The organism is Celeribacter ethanolicus (assembly GCF_002407265.1).
GTDB classification, from domain to species: Bacteria; Pseudomonadota; Alphaproteobacteria; order Rhodobacterales; family Rhodobacteraceae; genus Celeribacter; species Celeribacter ethanolicus.
The window spans coordinates 944595-965419 of sequence record NZ_CP022196.1; the positions used below are offsets into that span (position 1 = coordinate 944595).

Below are 20825 nucleotides of genomic sequence, written 5' to 3' on the forward strand. Positions count from 1 at the left end.
TCACTCCCGATACGTCTTGGGTCCGAAAAGGAACAGAAGAGATTTCAACAGGATCGCCACCCCTTGCAGGAACAGAAGCGACAACCCCGCCGCCATCACGCCCTTGATCAGGTAACGCGCCGGCAGGCCCGAGGGCATGGGAGAGCCTTCCTTGAGGTTCCAGGAATACTTGAAGATCGTCCAGGCCGAGCCGGTGACGTACCACAGAAAAGGCAGGAGCAGGAACACGACGCCGAGCACTTCGACAATCGCCCGCGCCGTGGGCGACATCCTGGCGTGAAACGCATCGACGCGGACATGCACGTCCTTCTGATAGGCCCAGGCGAGGCAGGACATCACGGCGATGGCGTTGAGATGCCATTGCAATTCCTCGAGCTGGATGAAGCCGAGGCCAAGCGCATAGCGGGAGAAGACATTGACCAGAATGGTGAGCATCAGAAGCGGCAGGAACAGGCTGCCGATGCGACCGATCCCGGCGATGAACCGTTCGGTATAGGAAATGAGTGCGGTCATGACGATGCGCGCCGGAGGCCCCTGCCCCCGGCGCATCTTTCTCAGCGGCGTTCGGACCAGGCGGCGGTTTTGGCGCGGTAGGCCTCAAGCGAGTCCCAGACCCGTTTGAAATCTTCGTCCGCGGCAATCTGTTCGGCAATCACCTCGTCAAAGGCAGTGTGCAGGCCCTCAAGCACCTCCGGCGGGAAGCTCTTGATCTCCACACCGGCCTCTTCAAACGTCGTAATCGCATCGCCATTGGCCGTGAGCGTCGAGATCACGGAGGTCAGGTTCACCGCCTTGCAGGTCTCTTCGATGAGGGTCTGCTGGCTCTCATCGAGGCTGTCCCATTTCGCCATATTGACGATCAGCTCGTTCATCGCCGCCGGTTGGTGCCAGCCCGGCAGGTAGTAATATTTGCCGACGTCCTGAAGGCCCAGCGTGATGTCGATGGCGGGCATCGACAGCTCGGTGCCGTCGATGATGCCCTTTTCCATCCCCGGATAGATCTCGCCGCCCGGCAAAAGCACGATGGACGCGCCGACCTTGGCCATGGCCTCGCCTGCGAGACCGGCAAAACGGATCTTCTTGCCCTTCAGATCGTCGAGCGAATTGATCTCGAAATTGTACCAGCCGCCCGCCTCGCTATCCATGAGGCCGCAGGGAATGGTTTTGACGCCCTGTTTGGCGTAGATTTCAGCCCAAATCTCGGCGCCGCCACCCTCGTAGAGCCAGCCGGTGTGGGTCAGCACATCGGGGCCGAAGGGAATGCCCCCAAAGAGTTGCACTGCCGGGAACCGGCCCGCCACATACAAGGGCGAGGTGATCCCCGCATCGAGCGAGCCCTGTTGCACCGCGTCAAAGATTTGCAGCGACGGCACCAGCTTGCCCGCGCCGTAAACCGACACATCGAGCGCCCCGCCCGAGGCTTCGTTGAGCTTTTCGCCGAGATAGGCCGCATTGGCACCCGAAGCCGGCATAGTCAGCGGCCAGGCGCTCTGGATGTCGAGCTTGGTGCCGCCGGCAAGTGCCGGGGTCGCCATCGCCGCCGTCACAGCCAGCGCGCCGAGGGTCTTCCCGAGGCTGTTTTTCAGGGTCGTTTTCATCGGTGCAGTCATCTCACGTCTCCAGTTGGATGGGGCCGGCACACCCTCGGACAAACACAGGACCTGCGCGGTCTTGCAGGTTTGGGACCTTGAAAGCCACCACACGGAACCGGTCGCCCCGAGACAGGAGCGGGCCGTATCCGGCAGGAGGTTTGACGGTGCGTTTGACCGGAACTTCCGGCAGTTTTACGTTATTATTACCGTAATAATTGACCGACATCCGAGACACCTGTCAAATGGTTTTCCTGAAAAATAGATGACAAGGCACATATTGCCCAAAAAACAAGCATGCCAGACTCCCACACGGAGCTCGGTGGCTCAGAGTGAAATCGTCACAGAAACCACCACTGACGCGCGGCATTTCCCGGCATCCGTCCCGTCCCCGTCAAGATAAACCCAGGTTATAGGGGCCTGATAAAGACAGGGAAATCGCATGGGGCAGATCGCAGCACGGGGAAGATCGCCCTTGACCCGAGAGACGCGCGCATGGTCTCTCGACCCCGACACATTCAAAAACGCACATCCATTTCGGAGACCCAGCCATGGCCACACGCACCCGTTCGGCGGCAGGCCTCGCCATTCTCGGAGCCACCCTCGCCCTCACCCTGACCGCAGGCGGTCTCGTCTATCAGGCCGCCACCGGCCCGAAAACCAATGCCGCCACGCGCAGCCCGAAAGCGCGGGCCTATACGGTCGACGTGGCCACCCTGACCCCCGAAACCCTCACCCCGGTGATCTCCGCCTATGGTCGTCTCGAGGCCGCGCACCGGCTCGAATTGCGCAGCGCGGTGGCGGGCACGCTCATCGAACTGCCGGAGAGTTTTCGCAACGGCGGGCGGGTTGCGGCGGGGGATCTGTTGTACCGCATCGACCCGGCCAGACTACAAAGCGCTTATGAGCTCGCGCAGACCGATGTCGCCGAGGCGGAGGCCAATCTCAACGAGATGCGCGCCACGCTCGAACTGTCACGGCTCGAAGCCAAGGCCGCAGAGGACCAGCGCGATCTGCGCATCCAGGCCTACGCCCGCCAGCTCGACCTGCGCGAGCGCGGCGTGGCGACGGCGGAGGCGCTTGAGACCGCGTCTCTGGCCCGCGCTGCCGCCGAACAGACCCTGATCAACCGGCAACAGGCGGTCGCAGGCAACGAAGCGCAGCTCGCACAGGCGCAGATCCTGCTGGAGCGCCGCCAGATCGCCCTCAGGGAGGCCGCCCGTGCCCTGTCGGACACCGAAATGCGCGCGCCTTTCGACGGCGTGCTTTCCGAAGTCACCGCCCTGCCCGGCGGGCTGGTGTCGGTCAACGAACAATTGGGGGTGCTGGTCGATCCCGGGCAGATCGAGGTCGCTTTTCGCCTCACCGGCAATCAATACGCTCGCCTCCTCAATGACGCGGGCGCGCTGCGCAAGGCGGAGATCACGGTGCTGATCCAGCGCGGGCGACAGGAAACCGAAGTCCCCGCCCGGCTCGACCGCACCGCCGTCGCGCTCGAGGACGGTCAGGTCGGGCGGCTGGTCTACGCCCGCCTCACCGATCCCGACCCGAGCCTTGTGCAACCCGGCGATTTCGTGGCGCTGCGCATCCCCGAAAAGCCGCTGTCGAATGTGGCCCGCATTCCGGCCAGCGCCGTCACCACCGACGGGCGCATGTTGCTGATCGGCGCGGCCAACCGGCTCGAAGAGGTCCCCGTGACTCTGCTGCGCCATCAGGGCGACGACCTGATCGTCGCGGATGTGCCCTTCGGTCGGCAATATGTCACCGCCCGCGCGCTACAACTCGGGCCGGGGATCGTGGTGACACCAGTGGTGCCCGCGCTTGCGACCGAGACCGCGCCCTCCGCCACGCCTGCAACCCCAGCCCCGGCCCCGGCGGCGGACACCATCGCCCTTGATGACACCCGCCGTGCCGCGATCGTTGCGTTCATCGAGGCCAGCGACAAGATGAAGCCCGAGAAAAAAGCGCAATTCCTCGAAGAGCTGAGCCGCCCGGAGGTGCCGCGCGCCACCGTCGAGAAATTCGAAGCCATGATCGCGGGAGGCCAGTGATGGCCGCGCCCGGCACGCCTTCCGGCCTCTTGGCCTATTTCACCCACCACCGCACCGCGGCGGCCTTTGTCATGGTCCTGATGCTGGCCTTTGGCCTCGTCTCCTCGACGAAAATCCGTTCGCAATTCTTTCCCGACGTGGTGGTCGACACGGTCACCGTCACCGTCGACTGGGACGGCGCCGGCCCCGAGGAGATCGACCGCGCCGTCGTCGCCCTTCTGGAGCCCGCGCTGCAAGGCGTCGAAGGGGTCGCAAGCTCCACCGCCGTGTCGAAAGAAGGCTCGACCACCCTGACCCTCACCCTCGATCCCGGCTGGGACATGGCGCGGGCGACCGAGGATGTGAAAGCGGCGGTCGAGACGGTCAAGAGCCTGCCGGAGAATACCGAAGAGCCGGTCGTGCGGCGCGGTGTCTGGCGCGACAAGGTGACCGAGGTGATGATCTGGGGCGACATCGGCCCGGAGCAATTGGGCCAGATCGGTGACGATTTCGTCGCCCGGCTCTACCGCGCCGGTCTGACCCGCAGCTCGATCACCGGGGTCGCCGCCCCGCAGATCGACGTCAGCGTGTCCGAGGCCGCCCGCGTGCGCCATGACATCGGGCTGAGCGACATCTCGGCGGCCATCGCGCGCCAGGTCGACACCCGGCCTGCGGGCGACGTCGGCGACAACGGCGCGCGGCTCTCGGCCGGGCGCGACACCCGCGAGGCGGATGCGCTGCGCGATCTGGTGATCCGGGTCAACGAGGACGGCTCGAAACTTTACCTTCGCAACCTTGCCACCATAGAGACCACCCGCTCCGACGCCGGTCAGGCCTATGCCGTCAACGGCCTCCCCGCCGTCTTGATCCGCGTCGACCGGACGGCGCAAGGCGATGCCATCGGCATGGAAGCCACCGTGCGCCGGATTGCCGACGAGATGGTGCCGGAACTGCCCGAGGGCGTCTCCGTCCAACTGATCAACGCCCGCGCCCAGGACATCACCGACCGGCTCGACATCCTGATGAAAAACGGCATCTCCGGTCTGGCGCTGGTGCTTGTGGTGCTGTTTCTCTTTCTCTCGGCGCGCACGGCGCTTTGGGTCGCGATGGGCATTCCGGTCTCCATGCTCGCCGCCATCGGCGTCATGTATGTTGGCGGGCTGACCCTCAACATGATGTCACTTTTCGGCCTGATTATCACTCTGGGCATCGTGGTCGATGACGCCATCGTCGTGGCCGAACATGCCGACCACCGGGCGCGGCGGCTGGGTGAAAGCCCCGACCTCGCGCCGGTCAACGCCGTGCGGCGGATGCTCGGTCCGGTGTTCAGTTCGACGACCACCACGATCCTCGCCTTTGTCGGTCTTCTGTTCATCGGCGGCGAATTCGGCAGCCTGATCGCCGACATTCCCTATGTGGTCGCCGCCGTTCTCGCCGCTTCCCTCGTCGAGAGTTTCCTGATCCTGCCGCATCACATGCGCCACGCCCTGATGCATAGCGCGAAAGAACGGTGGTACGACTGGCCCTCGCGCCAGTTCAATCGCGGCTTTACCTGGATCTCGGAGCGCGGCTTCGCCCCCTTCATGACCCTCGTCCTGCGCCTGCGCTATCCGGTGGTTGCCGCGATGCTGCTGCTCCTGTCGCTTTCGGTCGCACAGGTGCTTCGCGGCTCGGTGCCATGGGCGTTTTTCACCGCCCCCGAGCGCAGTTCGGTGACCGGCAATTTCGCCTTCCTCCCCGGCGCCACCCGCGAGGACGCGCTGGCCTTCACCCGCGAACTCGACCGCGCAGCCAAGGCCGTCGGTGCCGCCCATGAGGCCGAAACCGGCCTCGATCCGCTGGTGCATATCCTCACACAGGTCGGCGGCACGGCGGCTAAGGGCATTCCCGGCGAGGACACCATGGACCCCGACACGCTGGGCTCGATCGACATCGGCCTCGTCGGCGCGGATCAACGCGACTTCTCCGGTCAGGACCTCGTACGCGAGCTGATGGCGGAGATCAAACGCCCGGCGGGGATCGCGGTTCTGAATTTCCGTTCGCAGGGCGTCGGCCCCGGCGGGGATTCGCTTTCGGTCAATTTCTACGGCACCGACAGCGACCGCCTGAAAGCCGCCGCCACCGATCTCATCGCCGCCCTCGGCCAGTTCCCCGAAGTCACCGGGCTGCAAGACAGCCTGCCCTATGGCCGCGAGGACATCCGGCTCGACCTGACCCCCACCGGCGAGGCGCTTGGCTTTACCACCGCAGCGATCGGCGCGGAGCTGTTCGGGCGTTTGAACGGTCTGACGGCGGCGGAATTCCCGGCGGGCACGCGCACCACCGAAGTGACCGTCAAAGTGCCCGAAGCGGAACGCACCGCCGATTATCTCGACAGCACGCTGATGCAGAGCCCGGAGGGGCAATGGCTGCCGCTGGGCGAGATCGTCACGGCGGAGAGCAGCCTCGCCTTCTCCACCATCTCGCGCGAGAACGGGCGGCAGTTGGTGAGCATCACCGGCGCGCTCTCCGAGGACAATCCGGTCCGCGCAGGCGAGATCGGTCGCGCGCTCAACGACGAGATCCTGCCGCAGATCGCCGCGCGATACGATCTCGACTGGGATCTGGGCGGGCTGGTGTCGCAACAGAACGCCTTCCTCGACGAGGCGATGGTCGGGTTCATGCTCTGCATCCTCGGCATTTACCTCGTCCTGGGCTGGGTCTTCGGGAGCTGGACCCGCCCGTTGATCGTCATGGCCGTCATCCCCTTCGGCCTCATTGGCGCGGTCTGGGGCCATGCGCAGTTCGGCCTCGCCATGTCGCTCTTTACCATCATCGGCCTCATCGGCATGTCCGGGATCATCATCAATGACGCCATCGTTCTGGTCACCACGATTCAGGACAACGCCCGCACCATGCCGATCCTGCGTGCCGCCGTCTCAGGCGCGACCGAGCGATTGCGCCCGATCCTTCTGACCACGCTCACCACCGTTCTGGGCCTTGCGCCGCTGATGTATGAGCAGAGCCGTCAGTCGCTGTTTCTCAAACCCACGGTGGTGACGCTGGTCTATGGCCTCACCGTCGGCTTTTTCATCGTGCTCCTCCTGGTGCCCGCGCTTTTGCTGGTCCAGAACGATCTGTCGCAACGGCTCACCAGCCTGCGCCATCTGATCCGGGGCCACCGGATGCCCGAGCGCCTGCGCCGGGCGGCGGGGGGCACGGCTTTGGCGGTCATCGCGGTGACTCTGGTGCTGATGCTGCCTTGGGCGCTGACCGGCACGGCGCTGATCCCCCTGCCGGGCCTGCCGCCGCTCCTGTCAAGCCTGATCGTGACGCTTCTGGCCGATCTGGTGCTCGCTTGGGGCTTTCTCCGGCTGAGCCGGAAAATGGGGGATGACCGCCCTGCGCCTTCCCGGTAAGCTCGCCGAAAATCCTTTCGAAAGAAGCGCATGACCCAGCCCGTCATCGTCAACCAGATCGACCCGGAGTTCGGCCAGACGCTCCGCGCGCACCCCTCCCTGCCGCGGGTGATCGACCATTTCGACCGCGAGCAGCCATGGGACCTGCCCGAAGGCGCGCAGGCGCTCGTGACCCGCGCTTTCCGGTCCTGGCTCAAGGCCCCGGAGGTGGTCAATCTTCCGGCGCTGAAATGGGTTCAGACCTTTTCCGCCGGGATCGAGATTTACCCCGACTGGCTGATGCAGGGCCGCGTGATCACCAACGGTCGCGGCCTGAGCGCGCCGCAGATCGCGGAATATGTCATGGCTGCGATGCTCTTGGTAGAGAAGGATATTTACGGCGCGCGCACGACCTCTCTCGCCGATTGGGGCACGCGGGTATTCGGCACGCTGGAGGGCAAGACGCTTGGCCTGATCGGCTATGGCGCGATTGGCGAAGCGGTGGCGAAACGCGCGCGGCCCTTTGACATGGAGGTGCTGGCCTGTCGGCGCGGGCCGTGGCGCAAGGTTCCGGAGGGGATCACACCCTGCGCCACGCCCGAAGCGGTCATGGCCACCTCCGATCATGTGGTGATCGCCATGCCTCTGACGCCCGAGACGGAGGGCCTGGTGAATGCCGCCCTGCTCGCGCAGGCCAAGCCCGGGCTGCATCTGATCAACGTCGCGCGCGGGGCGCTGGTGCATCAGGGCGCGCTCTTGCAGGCACTCGATGACGGGCGCCTGAGCAAAGCGACGCTCGACGTCACCCATCCCGAACCGCCCGCCGCCGCCGATCCGATCTGGACTCATCCCAAGGTCCTTCTGACCCCGCATGAATCCTACAAGGGCGGCCTGTCGGAGCGCGCCCGCTTCGAACAAAAGATGCTCACCAATCTCGACGCATGGCTTGCGGGCCGACCGATGACGGATGTCGTCGATCTGACCCGCGGATATTGAGATTACGCCCCGGTGAAATTCGGCACGTCGACCGGTTCGAGATCGGCCGGGCTGACGCCCTCCTCGATCGCCTGACAGGCCACCGGGTAATGGTCGGCGGTGGTGCATTGCGACACCGGGTATTTTTCCACCTGATCGCAGGCAGCAAGGGTCAGCGCGGCAAGCGCCACAGGCAGGATCAGCTTTGTCATCTCACAGCTCCTCATGAAGTTTCGCCCTCTATGTGGGCGTTTTGACAAAACCGTCAATATGAGAAACCACTAAAAATGAACGAAACGGTTCACTTTTTTGCAACACGGAAACCCACTTCCCCTATGACCACGATCCTTTACGGTCTTCACGACACCTCAAGGGACCCAAAATGACACGCATTGCAATGCTCTCGGCACTTCTGCTCGCGGGCTGTTACGGCTTCGTCGTCGACCATCGGAGCTATGGCACAGGGCGCGGCCCCACGGCCACCCTGTCGGTCACAGCCACTCACCGGCTCGATCATTTGAGCCTTGCACATTGTGACGACAGCGCCCCGCCGCTCGTGCTGATCGCCCGCAAACGCGAGGATCCCCGCCGCGATCCGGCCTGGGCGATCACCCTCGACGCGAACACCTGCTACGAGGTTGAGGCCCGCTCGTGGCGGCTCAACTTTTACAAACGCCTCACGCTTGCCCACGATGCGGTGGAGCGGATCGAGATCGACTGACTTCAGGCGATGATCTCGAATTTGGTGACGTCCACCATGCCCCGGTCGGTGATCTTGAGCGCCGGAATGACCGGCAGCGCCAGAAACGCCAGTTGCAAAAACGGCTCTTCCAGGGTGACGCCCAAAGAGGCCGCCGCCGCGCGCAGATCGACCAAATGATCGCGCACCACTTCGAAGGGTTCAAGGCTCATCAACCCCGCCACCGGCAACGCCAGCTCGGCCAGAACCTTGCCATCGCGGACCACGACAAACCCGCCCTCGATCCCCGACAACCGGTTCGCCGCCAGCGCCATATCGGCGTAATCGACGCCAACGCAGGCGATGTTGTGATGATCGTGACAGACGGTCGAGGCAATCGCCCCCGCCTGTAGCCCAAAGCCTTTGACAAAGCCCGAGGCGATATTGCCGTTCTTGCCATGGCGTTCGATCACCGTGATCCGGGACAGATCGCGCGCCGGGTCCGGCGCCTTGTCGCCATCGACAATCGGCACGGTTTCCTTGAGGTGCTCGGTGATGATCTTGCCCTCGATGATGCCAATCACGTCCACCTCCTCGCGGTTGCCACCAGCGCGGAAATTCTCCGACACAACCTTCGGCGCCGTGACCGAGCCGCGCGCCACAGGCGCCACATGGCCGCGTGCCGCAAAGGCCTCGTCCGTCACCTCAACTCCGCCTGCGAAGACCATGGAAGCCTTGCAGTTTTCCAAACTGTCCAGCACCACAACATCGGCCCGTTTGCCGGGCGCAATCATGCCGCGATCCTTCAACCCAAAAGCTTCGGCGGCCGAAAGAGTGGCCGCGCGGTACACCGCCAGAGCGGGACTTCCGAGCGAAATCAATGTGCGGATGACGTAATCCAGATGGCCATACTCGCCAATGTCCAGCGGGTTCCGGTCATCTGTACAGAGGCACATATAGGGCGCGGTCAAATGGGTCAGCAGCGGTTGCAGCGCGTGCATATCCTTCGACACCGACCCTTCGCGGATCAAAACCCGCATCCCCTTGCGCAGCTTCTCGCGCGCCTCTTCGGCAGTGGTCGCCTCATGCTCCGTGCGAATGCCCGCCGCGATATAGGCATTGAGATCGGTACCGGAAAGCTGCGGACAATGGCCGTCGATATGCCCATCCTCAAACAGCCGGATTTTCTTCATCGCCTCGGGGGCGCGGTAGATCACGCCGGGGTAATTCATGAACTCGGCCAAACCGATCCCCGAGGGATGCCCCATCACCTCGGCCAGATCCCCGGCCAAAAGCTCCGCCCCCGCCGTTTCCATATGCGTGGACGGCACGCAGGACGACAGCTGCACCCGGATCGACATCAGCGTATGTTCGGACGCCGCCTGAAAATAGCGGATGCCCGGCAGGCCAATGACATTGGCGATCTCATGCGGATCGCAAATCGCCGTCGTCACACCGCGCGGCAGGACGCAGCGGTCAAACTCGAACGGCGTCACCAGCGAGCTTTCAATGTGCAAATGCGTGTCGATGAACCCCGGCACGATCACCTTGCCCGTCACGTCGATCTCGCGCTTGCCCTCGTAGCGTTCATAAACGCCCGCGATCCGGTCGCCGACGATGGCCACATCGCCGACAATCAGCTCGCCGGTCATCAGATCGAAGATCGAGCCATTCTTGAGCACAATGTCGGCGGGTTCCTCGCCCCGCGCCACCGCAATCCGATGTTCCAGATCCGCCATTTCCGCCTCCTTAAACCCGCACCGCCGGCACGCGCTCGACATCCTCGGGCAGACCCAAAGCCGCCCGTTCCGCATCGCGCCTTGGCACCAACCAGACGACCCGCGCGCCTTTTTCATAATCTTGCAGAACAACATGACGCTGGTCCGACAAAAGCCAGCCCTCCGTGCCATGGCTCTGCCCCACGATCACCCGTTCCGCATCGCGACGCGCCAGTTCCAGCATCGGGGCAAATTCCGCCTCGGCACAGACAATGAGATCGGCCTCCTGCAACCGCTGCACGGCGCGCAGCGTCAACAGGTCCGGGTCCGGGCTGCCCACCGGCAAAAGCGCCACGGCGCCACGCCCCGCATCGCCGGGCGCCCCGCCCGCCGCAATCGCCGCCTTGATCCGCTCCGCCGCCTCGCGTTCGGCCCCGCGCGCATACAGATTGCGTGGCGCATCGTGATAAACCCAGCGCCAGAACGCCCGGCGTTTCTCGCGCGGCACGTCCTTGGCCACCGCGTCGCGCAGCCGCCCGCCAAGCGCCACCAACTCGCCCAGACGTGGCTCCAGCATTTCCTCCAGCCGGGTCTTGATCTGGCGCGCCAGAACCGGGGCCGCGCCTTCTGTGCCGATCGCCACCACCAAAGGATCGCGATCCACCAGCGACGGCGTGTTCGCTTCGCAAAGATCGGGCCGATCCACGACGTTCACCAGCGCGCCAGCCTCGCGAACAATCTGCGCCATGCGCACATCGCAATCCTCATCCTCGGTACAGACAAAGACCAGCGCGGCGTTGGAGAACAGCTCATCCGTGATTTCGCCAGAGTGCTGGACCGCGCGCCTCTCGGTCACCAAAGCCGCCAGTTCCGGCTCCAGCTCCGGTGCCGCCAGCACAATCCGCGCTTCGGTCTTGAGCATCAGCCGCGCCTTTTGCGCCGCCGTCTCACCGCCGCCGATGATCACGACATCGCGCCCGGTCATGCGCAGGAACATGGGAAAGAATTTCATAGGGCGCGGCCTCTTGATGGACTTTCACCCAAGGTCTCCCATTGGCCCGGAAATGACAAGCCTGTCTCTTTTGCGCACCGGTCTTAACCTGTTTTTTACCCGTGCGCGCCCAAGACCCCTGCGATCGAGGACCTAAAGCTCTGGTCAAAAAACCTTTTCTTGACAATTTCGAGCCTAGGGTCACCGTGAACCCCGACAAGTTTCATTTTGCAAAGCGTGACATGACCTCCCCCAACCCGGCCTCCCCCGCCTCTGACACTCAAAACGACGACCTTCTCGATCTCTTCATCATCGGCGGCGGCGTCAATGGTTGTGGCATCGCCCGCGATGCGGCGGGCCGGGGCCTCAAGGTGGCTCTGGCCGAAATGGGCGATCTGGCGCAGGCGACCTCCTCGGCCTCCTCCAAACTCTTTCACGGCGGCTTGCGCTATCTCGAATATGGCGAGATGCGTCTTGTGCGCGAGGCTTTGGAAGAGCGCGAAGTGCTGCTCAACGCCATGCCGCATATCGCCTTCCCGATGCGCTTTGTCCTGCCGATCTCGAAAGAAATGCGGTTCGACGCCGACACGCCGATCTCGAAGCTGTTGAAATACACCATGCCCTGGCTCAAAGGCCAGCGCCCCGGCTGGATCATCCGCGTCGGGCTTTGGATGTATGACCACCTCGGCAAGCGCAAAATTCTACCCGGAACCACCGGCTATGATCTCACGGGTCGCCCCGAGGGCGCGCCTTTGAAAGACATGTTCAAACACGCGTTCGAATATTCCGACGTTTGGGTCAATGACGCGCGTCTCGTCGTGCTCAATGCCATGAACGCCCGCGCTCTCGGCGCGAAAATCATGACCCGCGCCAAAGTAACCTCGGCGCGGCGTGAGGCGGATCACTGGGAAATCGACGTCGAGGGCCAAGGCACCTTCCGCGCAAAGGCACTGGTCAATGCGGGCGGGCCTTGGGTGGCCGACATTCTCTCCGGCGTCATCGGCGTCAATTCGACCGAACGCGTGCGCCTCGTGCGCGGCTCGCATATCGTCGTCAACCGGCTCTACGAACACGACAAGGCCTATTTCCTTCAGGGCTCCGATGGCCGCATCATCTTTTTCCTGCCCTATCAGCGCGATTTCACCATGATCGGCACCACGGAAGCGCCCCATGAGGCCGACCCTCTGGTGGCCGAGGCGACCTTTGAGGAAAAGCGCTACCTGCTTGATTTCGCAAACCAATATCTCAAAACACCACTGACGCAGGCCGATGTGGTCCATAGTTTCGCAGGCGTCCGCCCGCTCTATGAAGACGGCGCCTCGACGGCCACGGCAGCGACCCGCGAATATGTCCTGTCGCTCGATGAAAACGGCCCGCCCTTGCTCAATGTCTTCGGCGGCAAGATCACCACCTACCGCAAACTCGCCGAGGCGGCGCTTGCCAAGCTCACGCCGTTTTTCGTCATGAAAAATCCGTGGACCAAAGGCGCGCCGCTCCCCGGCGGTTTCACCTATGGCCACGATCTCGAACAGGTGACCTCGCTCACCCTGCAATTTCCCTTCCTGTCGCCCGAGGCCGCCGACCGGCTCGTGCATCTCTATGGCCGCAACGCCGCCGCGATCTTCGAGGATGTGGTTGGCCCCTCCGACATGGGCCGCGATTTCGGCCATGGTCTGACGGAGGCCGAGCTGCGCTATCTCATCCGCGAGGAATTCGCCCGCGACGTGGCCGATGTGATCTGGCGGCGCACCAAGCTGGGCCTGCGCCTGACGGCGGCCGAGATCGCCGCCATCGACGACTGGATGCGCCAGAACGTCCCACTGCTTGCCGATCTCTAAACCTCAGCCTATCGTGAGCGCGGGAGGCACCATGACTGACACACTCGTCGCCCTCGATCAGGGCACCACATCCACGCGCGCCATCCTCTACGACGCCAATCTGACCCCGATGGCCAGCGCGCAGGAGGAATTCGCCCAGCATTACCCGCATTCCGGCTGGGTCGAACACGATGCGATGGACCTCTGGAAGACGTCGCGCCGCTGTCTCGCAGAAGTGCTGAAAGACGCCCGCCCCGCCGCCCTGGGCCTCACCAACCAACGCGAAACCACCGTGGTCTGGGACGCCGAGACCGGCAAGCCTCTGGCCCCCGCCATCGTCTGGCAGGACCGCCGCACCTCTGAAGTCTGCGCCAAACTGCGGGAGGAGGGCTTCGAGGACGAGATCACATCGCGCACCGGCCTCCTGCTCGACCCCTATTTCTCCGCCACCAAACTCGCGTGGATTCTCGACCAGACCGAAGGCGCGCGTGCGGCTGCCAAATCGGGCCGGGTGAAATTTGGCACGGTCGACACATGGCTGATCTGGAACCTCACCAAAGGCCGGGTGCATGCCACCGATGCCACCAACGCCTGCCGCACCATGCTCTACAATATCCACGAGGGGCGCTGGGACCGGACCATTTGCGACCGCCTCGACATTCCGATGGAAATGCTCCCCGAAGTGCGCGACAGCTCCGGCGATTTCGGTGAGACCACGCTCTTCGGCGCGCCCCTCCCGATCCGCGGCGTCGCGGGCGATCAGCAGGCGGCGACCGTCGGTCAGGCCTGCTTTACCCCCGGCATGATGAAATCCACCTATGGCACCGGCTGTTTCGCGCTGCTGAACACCGGCACCGAGCCGATCGCCTCGCAACACCGCCTGCTGACCACCGTGGCCTACCAGTTGAACGGCACGCCGACCTACGCGCTCGAAGGGTCGATCTTTGTCGCCGGTGCCGTGGTGCAATGGCTGCGCGACGGGCTGGGCGTGATCGAAAACGCCGCCGACACGCTCGCCATGGCGCAACAGGCCGATCCCGAGCAACAGCTCTACCTCGTCCCCGCCTTCACGGGCCTTGGCGCACCGTGGTGGGACGCGGACGCGCGCGGCGCGATCTATGGCCTGACCCGCAACACCGGCCCCAATGAGTTCGCCCGCGCCGCGCTCGAAAGCGTCGGCTACCAGACACGGGACCTCATAGAGGCCATGCACGCCGATTGGACCGCGCCGCAGGACACGACGCTGCGCGTCGATGGCGGGCTTTCGGCCAACCCTTTCGCGATGCAATTCCTCGCCGACATCCTCGGCGCGCCCGTCGACCGCCCCGCCAATCTGGAAACCACAGCCCTGGGCGCCGCCTATCTCGCGGGGCTCGCGACCGGTCTCTGCCCGGAGCCCGAGGCCTTCGCCGCAAACTGGCGCGCCGAGGCCACTTTCAGCCCCGAAATGGACGCCGCCACCCGTGATGCGAAATACAGTGGCTGGACCGACGCCATCCGCCGCACGCTCAGCGCCTGATCTTTTTCTTGGCTTAAATACTCAAAAAGGCAGGGTTTTCCCCGCCTTTCCCGTCAAATGAACCGGCTCACAAGGTTCTCCAACCGCTCCTGCCGCCCCGACCGCGGCTCCGGGTTGATCGCGTCGGCCAGCACCCGCGCCTCGATCCCTTCGAGATCACCGTGGTCGAGCATATCCGCATTCTCCGGCCGCCCCCAATCGGCATAGCGCGCCGCCCGGTTGGCCTCCAGCCGCCCGTCCTCCAACAGCGCCGCCGCCGCTTTCAGCCCCCGCGCGCACATATCCATGCCGCCGACATGGGCCAAAATCAAATCCTCAGGGTCCAGCGATTGCCGCCGAATGCGCGCATCGAAATTGGTGCCGCCGGTGGTGAAGCCCCCCGCTTTCAACACCTCGTAATAGGCCAGCGCCACCTCATGCGGCGCGTTCGGGAACTGGTCGGTGTCCCAACCGGACTGGTAATCGTTGCGGTTCATGTCGATCGAGCCGAAAATCCCCAGAGAGGTCGCCAGCGCCAGCTCATGCTCAAAGGAATGCCCCGCGAGGATGGCATGCCCCTGCTCGATGTTCATCTTGACCTCGCCCTCAAGGCCATAGCGTTTCAGAAAGCCATAAACCGTTGCCACGTCGAAATCGTACTGGTGTTTCGACGGCTCCTGCGGCTTCGGCTCCACCAGAATGGCGCCTTTCCAACCCCGCTTGTGTTTGTATTCCACCACCATTTCCAGCATCCGCGCAGCCTGATCCGCCTCGCGCGTCAGATCGGTGTTGAGCAGCGTCTCATAACCCTCGCGCCCGCCCCAAAGCACGTAATTTTCGCCGCCCAGCTTGATCGTCGCATCCATGCAGCTCTTGATCGTCGCCGCAGAGTAGGCAAACACCTCGGGGTCCGGGTTGGTCGCCGATCCGGCCATGAAGCGGCGGTGGGTAAAGAGGTTTGCCGTGCCCCAAAGGAGCCGGGTTTTCGAACCTTCCATCTTCTCGGCGAAATAGTCGGTGATCTCTTCGAGATTGCGTTTGCTCTCGGCGAAATCCGCGCCTTCGGGCCGCACATCCGCGTCGTGAAAGCAAAAGAACGGTGCTTGCAGGATGTCGAACATCTCGAAGGCCACATCGGCCTTCATCTTCGCCTTCGCCATACCCTCACCGAACCACGGGCGCGCAAAGGTCCGCCCGCCGAACGGATCGCCGCCCTCATAGGCAAAGCTGTGCCAATAGGCGACGGCAAAGCGCAGATGCTCCTCCATCCGCTTGCCCATCACCACCTCGTCGGGGTTATAATGTTTGAAAGCGAATTCGTTGTCGCTCGCCGGGCCTTCATATGTGATCTTCGGGATGTTCTGGAAAAACTCTGTCATGTCAGCCTCTTGAGTGCATGTTGTGCGGTCTTGAAACGGGCGAACCCGTCGTCATAAGCCGCCGTCAAATCGGAAATCGGGTCAATGGTGGCCTGGATGCGCGGCGCGGTGGCGATCTCCGCACCGCCGCCTGTCGTGGCCATCATGCCCAAACGCGCGGCACCGAAGGCGCCACCAAAATCGCCCGCCACCGGCAGGTCCACCGGCACGCCCAAAGCGGTGGCAATCGCCTCCAGCCAGTAATGCGATTTCGAGCCGCCACCGACGGCCAAAAGCCGGTCGATCCTGGTGCCGGTCGCGGCCAATGCCTCGGCGCAGTCTTTGATCGCAAAGGTGACCCCTTCGAGCACCGCGCGGGTGCCCGCCGCCGTGTCGGTCGCGTGTTCGAGGCCCGTGAAAGCGCCCCGGATCGCGGCATCGTTCAATGGCGTGCGTTCGCCGCCCAAATAGGGCAGGAATTGTGTCCTGGTCGGCGCTTTGAGCGATCCCAGATTGGCCGTCAGCTCCGCCGCACCTTTGCCGACAAAGCGACCGTACCAGTTGAGCGCATCGGTCGCGGCCAGGATCACGCCCATCTGGTGCCAGGTCTCCGGCAGAGCATGGCAAAAGGTGTGAACGGCGGTTTCCGCATCCGGCTGATAGCCGTCATTGGCCGCGAACAACACGCCGGAGGTGCCGAGCGACACGAAAGCCTGTCCGGCTTTGACGACGCCCACCCCGATGGCCGAGGCGGCATTGTCACCGCCACCGCCCGCGATCACGCAAGACGGGGACAGGCCCCATTGGGCCGCCAGTTCCGGGCGCAATTGACCGGAAACTTCGGAGCCCTCGACCAGACGCGGCATGTAACTGCGATCCATGTCTGTAGCCGCCAAAAGCGCATCCGACCAATTCCGTGCGGCGGTGTCGAACCAGGCGGTGCCAGCGCTGTCGGACATCTCACCGACGAACTCTCCGGTGAGGTAGAGGCGCAGATAATCTTTCGGAAGCAAGACCTTGACGGTCGCTTTGAAAGTGTCCGGCTCATTGTGTTTTACCCACACAAGCTTGGGTGCGGTGAAGCCCGGAAAGACGATATTGCCGGTGATGGCGCGAAACTGCGGATCGGCGTCGAGCGCGGCAGCCTCGCGGTAGGACCGCGTGTCGTTCCACAGGATGCAGGGACGCAAGACCCGATCTGAGGCATCAAGCAACGTCGCGCCGTGCATCTGCCCCGACAGACCGATGCCCTTCACGCCCGACAGGTCCGCCTTGTCGCCCAAAGCCGCCATGACCGTGTCGCAGGCGGCAAGCCAACTGGCCGGGTCCTGTTCCGACCAGCCATCCTGCGGGCGCTCGTTGGTGAGCGCCGCATTCGCCTCCGCCATGACGCTCTGATCCGCGTCGATCAGAAGGGCTTTGAGACCGGAGGTCCCGAGATCAAGTCCGATATACATGTGACATCCGTTGGTTGAGAACGGGACACCTGCCCCGTTTTATCAATGCGCCGGGTTCAATACGCCTGCGGCGGCTTTTTCCCCATGATGATCATGCCGAGAATATCCTCGTCCGTGACCTCGCCCACGTTGACCGTACCGACCTTCTGACCGTTCTTCATCACCATCGCCCGGTCGCAAAGCCGCATGACGTTGTGAATGTCGTGCTCGATGAGGAAAATCCCCAGCCCCTGCGCCTTCAGCTCCTCGATCAGTTCCGCGACCATCTGGGTTTCATGCGGGCCCAGCGCGGCGGTGGGTTCATCCATGATCAGGATCTTGGCGTTGAAATAGACCGCGCGGGCGATGGCCACCGATTGCCTTTGACCGCCCGAAAGTGCGGAGACCGGCACTTTGAACTTCTGGAAGTTCGGGTTGAGCCGCCCCATGATCTTGCGGGTCTCGGCCTCCATCGCCGGCTCGTCGACAAAGCCCAGAGGCGTCACCAACTCGCGGCCGAGAAAGAGGTTCGAGGCGGCATCAAGATTGTCCGCCAGCGCGAGCGTCTGATAGATCGTCTCGACATTATAGCGCCGCGCATCGCGGGTGTTGCGGATCTCGGCTTTCTCTCCATTGATGAAAATCTCGCCCGCATCCTTCTGATAGGCACCGGAGAGGCATTTGATCAGGGTCGATTTGCCCGCGCCGTTATGGCCCAAAAGGCCCACGACCTCGCCGGGATAGAGATCAATCGTGACATGATCCACCGCCTTGACGCCGCCGAAGGCGATGGAGATGTCTTTCAATTCGACAAGAGGCGTGCCGGTGTTCGGATTGCTGCTCATGATCGTCTCTCCTTACACCTTAATGCCAAGTTTCTTGCGGTACTGAATGTCGATCCAGACCGCGATCACGAGGACCGAGCCGACGACGATGTTCTGAAGCGGCGCATCGACACCCACCATCGCCATGCCGGATTGCAGAGATTGCATGATCAGCGCGCCCAAGATCGCCCCGTGAATGGTGCCAATCCCGCCGGACAAAGCCGTGCCGCCGATCACCGCCGCCGCGATCACGCGCAGCTCGTCCAAAGTGCCGATGTCATTGGCATGCGACGCCAGACGCGCGGAGGCGATCACCGCGGAGAGGCCACAGAGAAACCCCATCAACGCAAAAATCTTGACCGTCAGCAGTTTGGTGTTGATCCCCGACAGCTCCGCCGCATCCGGGTTGCCGCCGGTGGCGAAGATATATTTGCCCAGCCGCGTCTTCTTGGCGAGCATCGTCATGGCAATCGCCACCACGATCAGCACAATGACCGACACCGGCAGGCCGTAGGCCTCGGTATAGCCATCGGGCAGCACCTCGCCCCGCGCTTCGAACATGCGCCGCAGCTTGCCGGTCGGAATGTCATAGGCGTTGAGCGTGGCGACATAGCCAAGGATCACCGCAACGATCAGTCCACCGACGGTGAATTCGGCCCAGAGCGGCTTCGTCGGAAAACCATGGTTCTTCTTGGCCTTGCGCGCGTTATAAAGCGCATAGACAGAGGCCGCGACGGCCAAAGCGCCAACGATCCAGGACAAGGTCACCCCAAGCGTGCCTTCCGCCCCGCCCAGGACGAGATAGGTCTTGTCCAGAGGCGCAATCGTCTGGCCGTCGGTGACATACCAGCCGACATAGCGCCAGATCAGCAGCCCCCCAAGGGTGACGATGAAGGCCGGGATGCCCTGATAGCCGATGAGCCAGCCATTGAAAGCACCGATCAGCGTGCCCACGGCCAGGCATGTCAGGATCGCCAAGGGCGCGATCATCGGATTGCCGTAGTCGAGACCGATCACTTGCGGCAGCCAGCGCGCCTGCATCATCGCGCCCATGGCAGAGGCGATGGCCAGCACGGCGCCGACGGAAAGGTCGATATGACGGGTGACGATGACGAACACCATGCCGGTCGCCATGATCGCCACGGACACGGTCTGAACCGTCAGATTGAAGGTGTTGCGCGGCGTGATGAACCGCCCCTCGGTGAAGAAATTGAAGGCCAACGCAATGGCAATGAAGGCCCCCACCATCCCCATGAGACGCATGTCGAGTTCCAGTTGCCCCAACAGGCTCTTGCGCATTGCCGGCAGGCCGCTGTCCGGGCCTGTTCCCTGATCTGCCCTGTGATCTGTCATCGTCATGATCCTTTTCGCCCCTCCCAAAGGCGTCTCAGTCCCGCCGGTTCCCCGGCAGGACCTGCGCAGGCCACACCCGCGCAGGTCTTTCGGTCCCAGTTCAAGTGCGGATCAGTTACAGGGCGACGGGCCGTCCGTGACGCCCTGGCACAGCGCGTCCTTGGTGATCCAACCGGCATCCACCACCACGTCGAGGTTGTCGCGGGTGATCGGGATCGGCGCGAGGAACATGGCCTTCATCTCCTTGCCGCCCGGGGTGGTGAAATCGACCGTGCCCTCGACATCGGACGCCATCATCCCCCCTGCCAGTTCAACCGCGATCTCGGCGGCATTCTTGCCCAGCTCGCGCGAGTCCTTCCACACCGACACCGTCTGGGTGCCAAGCGCGATACGATTGAGGGCGGCGTGATCGCCATCCTGACCGGAGACCGGAATGCCCGCCATGCCCTGCGCCATGAGCGCGGCCACAGCGCCGCCCGCCGTACCGTCATTCGAGGCCACGACCGCATCCACCTTGTTGTCATTGGCGGTCAGGATCGATTCCATGTTGCGCTGCGCATTGGCCGGAAGCCAGGCGTCGGTATAGGCCTCGCCCACAATGGTGATGTCGCCCGCGTCAATCGCCGCCTGCAACACCTCTTGCTGACCGCCGCGCAGGAAGTCGGCGTTCGGATCGGTCGGCGAGCCCTTGATCATCACGTAATTGCCGGTCGGCTGGGCCTCATAGACCGCTTTCGCCTGCAACCGCCCGACCTCGACATTGTCGAAGGTCAGGTAATAGGCGCGCGGGTCCTCGATCAGCCGGTCATAGGCGATCACCGGGATCTCCTCGTCGGCGGCCATCTGCACCGCCGGGATCACCGCCTGGGTGTCCTGCGCCAGAACGATCAGCGCATCGACGCCCTGCGCAATCAGGCTTTCAATGTCGGAAAGCTGCTTGGCCGAGGACGATTGCGCGTCCGCCGAGACATAGGTCGCGCCCGCCGCCTCAAGAGCCGCCTTGATCGCGCCCTCATCCGTCTTCCAGCGCTCTTCCTGAAAGTTGGACCAGCTCACGCCCACCGTCAGCCCTTCGGCCATGGCGGACGTCGTGGCAGACGCCGTGAAACCGGCCGCCACAATCGTGGCCGCCATCAACATGGATTTACGCATGAATTTCCTCCCAAAGATTCACACCGTC

The 20825-nt window shown here is 63.6% G+C and carries 16 protein-coding genes; 6 read left to right on the forward strand and 10 right to left on the reverse strand.

The features are described from left to right. Positions 1–513, reverse strand: coding sequence for a TRAP transporter small permease subunit (locus tag CEW89_RS04625; protein WP_066709478.1), 513 nt, complete (start codon positions 511–513; stop codon positions 1–3). A 41-nt stretch (positions 514–554) separates the two neighbouring features. Beyond that, complete coding sequence (locus CEW89_RS04630) at positions 555–1610, reverse strand: TRAP transporter substrate-binding protein (RefSeq protein ID WP_244906160.1); 1056 nt, start codon at positions 1608–1610, stop codon at positions 555–557. 530 nt (positions 1611–2140) lie between these two features. On the opposite strand from CEW89_RS04630, the gene CEW89_RS04635 reads away from it, so the two are divergent. The 3 genes from CEW89_RS04635 to CEW89_RS04645 are packed head-to-tail and all read left to right on the forward strand — an operon-like array spanning position 2141 to position 7992. Beyond that, on the forward strand, positions 2141–3640 hold the full coding sequence (locus CEW89_RS04635) for an efflux RND transporter periplasmic adaptor subunit (RefSeq protein WP_096805072.1): 1500 nt from the start codon (positions 2141–2143) through the stop codon (positions 3638–3640). Then, complete coding sequence (locus tag CEW89_RS04640; RefSeq protein ID WP_096805073.1) at positions 3640–7017, forward strand: efflux RND transporter permease subunit; 3378 nt, start codon at positions 3640–3642, stop codon at positions 7015–7017. Before CEW89_RS04635 ends, CEW89_RS04640 begins: the two co-directional genes overlap by 1 nt. A 30-nt stretch (positions 7018–7047) precedes the next feature. Next, positions 7048–7992: an NAD(P)-dependent oxidoreductase gene (locus tag CEW89_RS04645; protein ID WP_096805074.1), complete on the forward strand. Its 945-nt coding sequence runs from the start codon at positions 7048–7050 to the stop codon at positions 7990–7992. Between the two features lie 2 nt (positions 7993–7994). Here CEW89_RS04645 and CEW89_RS04650 read toward each other — a convergent pair whose 3' ends face one another. Then, positions 7995–8183 (reverse strand): hypothetical protein, encoded by a 189-nt coding sequence (locus CEW89_RS04650; protein ID WP_096805075.1) that lies wholly within the window; start codon positions 8181–8183, stop codon positions 7995–7997. Between the two features lie 170 nt (positions 8184–8353). On the opposite strand from CEW89_RS04650, the gene CEW89_RS04655 reads away from it, so the two are divergent. Beyond that, a complete protein-coding gene (locus CEW89_RS04655; RefSeq protein ID WP_096805076.1) occupies positions 8354–8692 on the forward strand; it encodes a hypothetical protein in 339 nt (112 codons plus the stop codon). Between the two features lie 2 nt (positions 8693–8694). Here CEW89_RS04655 and ade read toward each other — a convergent pair whose 3' ends face one another. Both ade and CEW89_RS04665 read right to left on the reverse strand, forming a co-directional pair. Beyond that, positions 8695–10389, reverse strand: coding sequence for an adenine deaminase (gene ade / locus CEW89_RS04660; protein ID WP_096805077.1), 1695 nt, complete (start codon positions 10387–10389; stop codon positions 8695–8697). A 10-nt stretch (positions 10390–10399) separates the two neighbouring features. Then, positions 10400–11380 carry an NAD(P)-dependent oxidoreductase gene (locus CEW89_RS04665; protein ID WP_096805078.1) on the reverse strand — a complete coding sequence of 327 codons (981 nt, stop codon included), beginning with the start codon at positions 11378–11380 and terminating at the stop codon, positions 10400–10402. Between the two features lie 221 nt (positions 11381–11601). Between CEW89_RS04665 and glpD the strand changes: the two genes are divergently transcribed. Together glpD and glpK are read left to right on the forward strand one after the other, a co-directional pair. Next, positions 11602–13197, forward strand: coding sequence for a glycerol-3-phosphate dehydrogenase (gene glpD, locus CEW89_RS04670; RefSeq protein ID WP_096807131.1), 1596 nt, complete (start codon positions 11602–11604; stop codon positions 13195–13197). Positions 13198–13228: 31 nt separating this feature from the next. Then, entirely contained in the window at positions 13229–14695 is a 1467-nt protein-coding gene (glpK, locus tag CEW89_RS04675; RefSeq protein WP_096805079.1) for a glycerol kinase GlpK, read from the forward strand. 53 nt (positions 14696–14748) lie between these two features. Here glpK and xylA read toward each other — a convergent pair whose 3' ends face one another. From xylA to xylF, 5 genes are all read right to left on the reverse strand, one after another. After that, entirely contained in the window at positions 14749–16053 is a 1305-nt protein-coding gene (gene xylA / locus CEW89_RS04680; protein ID WP_096805080.1) for a xylose isomerase, read from the reverse strand. Next, the gene (gene xylB / locus CEW89_RS04685) at positions 16050–17489 is read right to left on the reverse strand and encodes a xylulokinase (protein WP_096805081.1); all 1440 of its coding nucleotides are present in this window, start codon (positions 17487–17489) and stop codon (positions 16050–16052) included. The genes xylA and xylB overlap by 4 nt, the downstream gene beginning before the upstream one ends. Before the next feature lie 56 nt (positions 17490–17545). After that, positions 17546–18313, reverse strand: a complete 768-nt coding sequence (locus CEW89_RS04690; RefSeq protein ID WP_066709345.1) for an ATP-binding cassette domain-containing protein — start codon at positions 18311–18313, stop codon at positions 17546–17548. A gap of 12 nt (positions 18314–18325) precedes the next feature. Then, positions 18326–19591: a sugar ABC transporter permease gene (locus CEW89_RS04695; protein WP_425321030.1), complete on the reverse strand. Its 1266-nt coding sequence runs from the start codon at positions 19589–19591 to the stop codon at positions 18326–18328. A 165-nt stretch (positions 19592–19756) separates the two neighbouring features. Next, entirely contained in the window at positions 19757–20797 is a 1041-nt protein-coding gene (gene xylF, locus CEW89_RS04700) for a D-xylose ABC transporter substrate-binding protein (RefSeq protein WP_096805083.1), read from the reverse strand. Between the last annotated feature and the right edge of the window lie 28 nt (positions 20798–20825).

Bases quoted from the DNA above. Each gene is read 5' to 3' on its own strand.
- CEW89_RS04625 (WP_066709478.1), bottom strand. From the start codon at position 513: ATGACCGCACTCATTTCCTATACCGAACGGTTCATCGCCGGGATCGGT.
- CEW89_RS04630 (WP_244906160.1), bottom strand. From the start codon at position 1,610: ATGACTGCACCGATGAAAACGACCCTGAAAAACAGCCTCGGGAAGACC.
- CEW89_RS04635 (WP_096805072.1), top strand. From the start codon at position 2,141: ATGGCCACACGCACCCGTTCGGCGGCAGGCCTCGCCATTCTCGGAGCC.
- CEW89_RS04640 (WP_096805073.1), top strand. From the start codon at position 3,640: ATGGCCGCGCCCGGCACGCCTTCCGGCCTCTTGGCCTATTTCACCCAC.
- CEW89_RS04645 (WP_096805074.1), top strand. From the start codon at position 7,048: ATGACCCAGCCCGTCATCGTCAACCAGATCGACCCGGAGTTCGGCCAG.
- CEW89_RS04650 (WP_096805075.1), bottom strand. From the start codon at position 8,183: ATGACAAAGCTGATCCTGCCTGTGGCGCTTGCCGCGCTGACCCTTGCT.
- CEW89_RS04655 (WP_096805076.1), top strand. From the start codon at position 8,354: ATGACACGCATTGCAATGCTCTCGGCACTTCTGCTCGCGGGCTGTTAC.
- ade (WP_096805077.1), bottom strand. From the start codon at position 10,389: ATGGCGGATCTGGAACATCGGATTGCGGTGGCGCGGGGCGAGGAACCC.
- CEW89_RS04665 (WP_096805078.1), bottom strand. From the start codon at position 11,380: ATGAAATTCTTTCCCATGTTCCTGCGCATGACCGGGCGCGATGTCGTG.
- glpD (WP_096807131.1), top strand. From the start codon at position 11,602: ATGACCTCCCCCAACCCGGCCTCCCCCGCCTCTGACACTCAAAACGAC.
- glpK (WP_096805079.1), top strand. From the start codon at position 13,229: ATGACTGACACACTCGTCGCCCTCGATCAGGGCACCACATCCACGCGC.
- xylA (WP_096805080.1), bottom strand. From the start codon at position 16,053: ATGACAGAGTTTTTCCAGAACATCCCGAAGATCACATATGAAGGCCCG.
- xylB (WP_096805081.1), bottom strand. From the start codon at position 17,489: ATGTATATCGGACTTGATCTCGGGACCTCCGGTCTCAAAGCCCTTCTG.
- CEW89_RS04690 (WP_066709345.1), bottom strand. From the start codon at position 18,313: ATGAGCAGCAATCCGAACACCGGCACGCCTCTTGTCGAATTGAAAGAC.
- CEW89_RS04695 (WP_425321030.1), bottom strand. From the start codon at position 19,591: ATGCGCAAGAGCCTGTTGGGGCAACTGGAACTCGACATGCGTCTCATG.
- xylF (WP_096805083.1), bottom strand. From the start codon at position 20,797: ATGCGTAAATCCATGTTGATGGCGGCCACGATTGTGGCGGCCGGTTTC.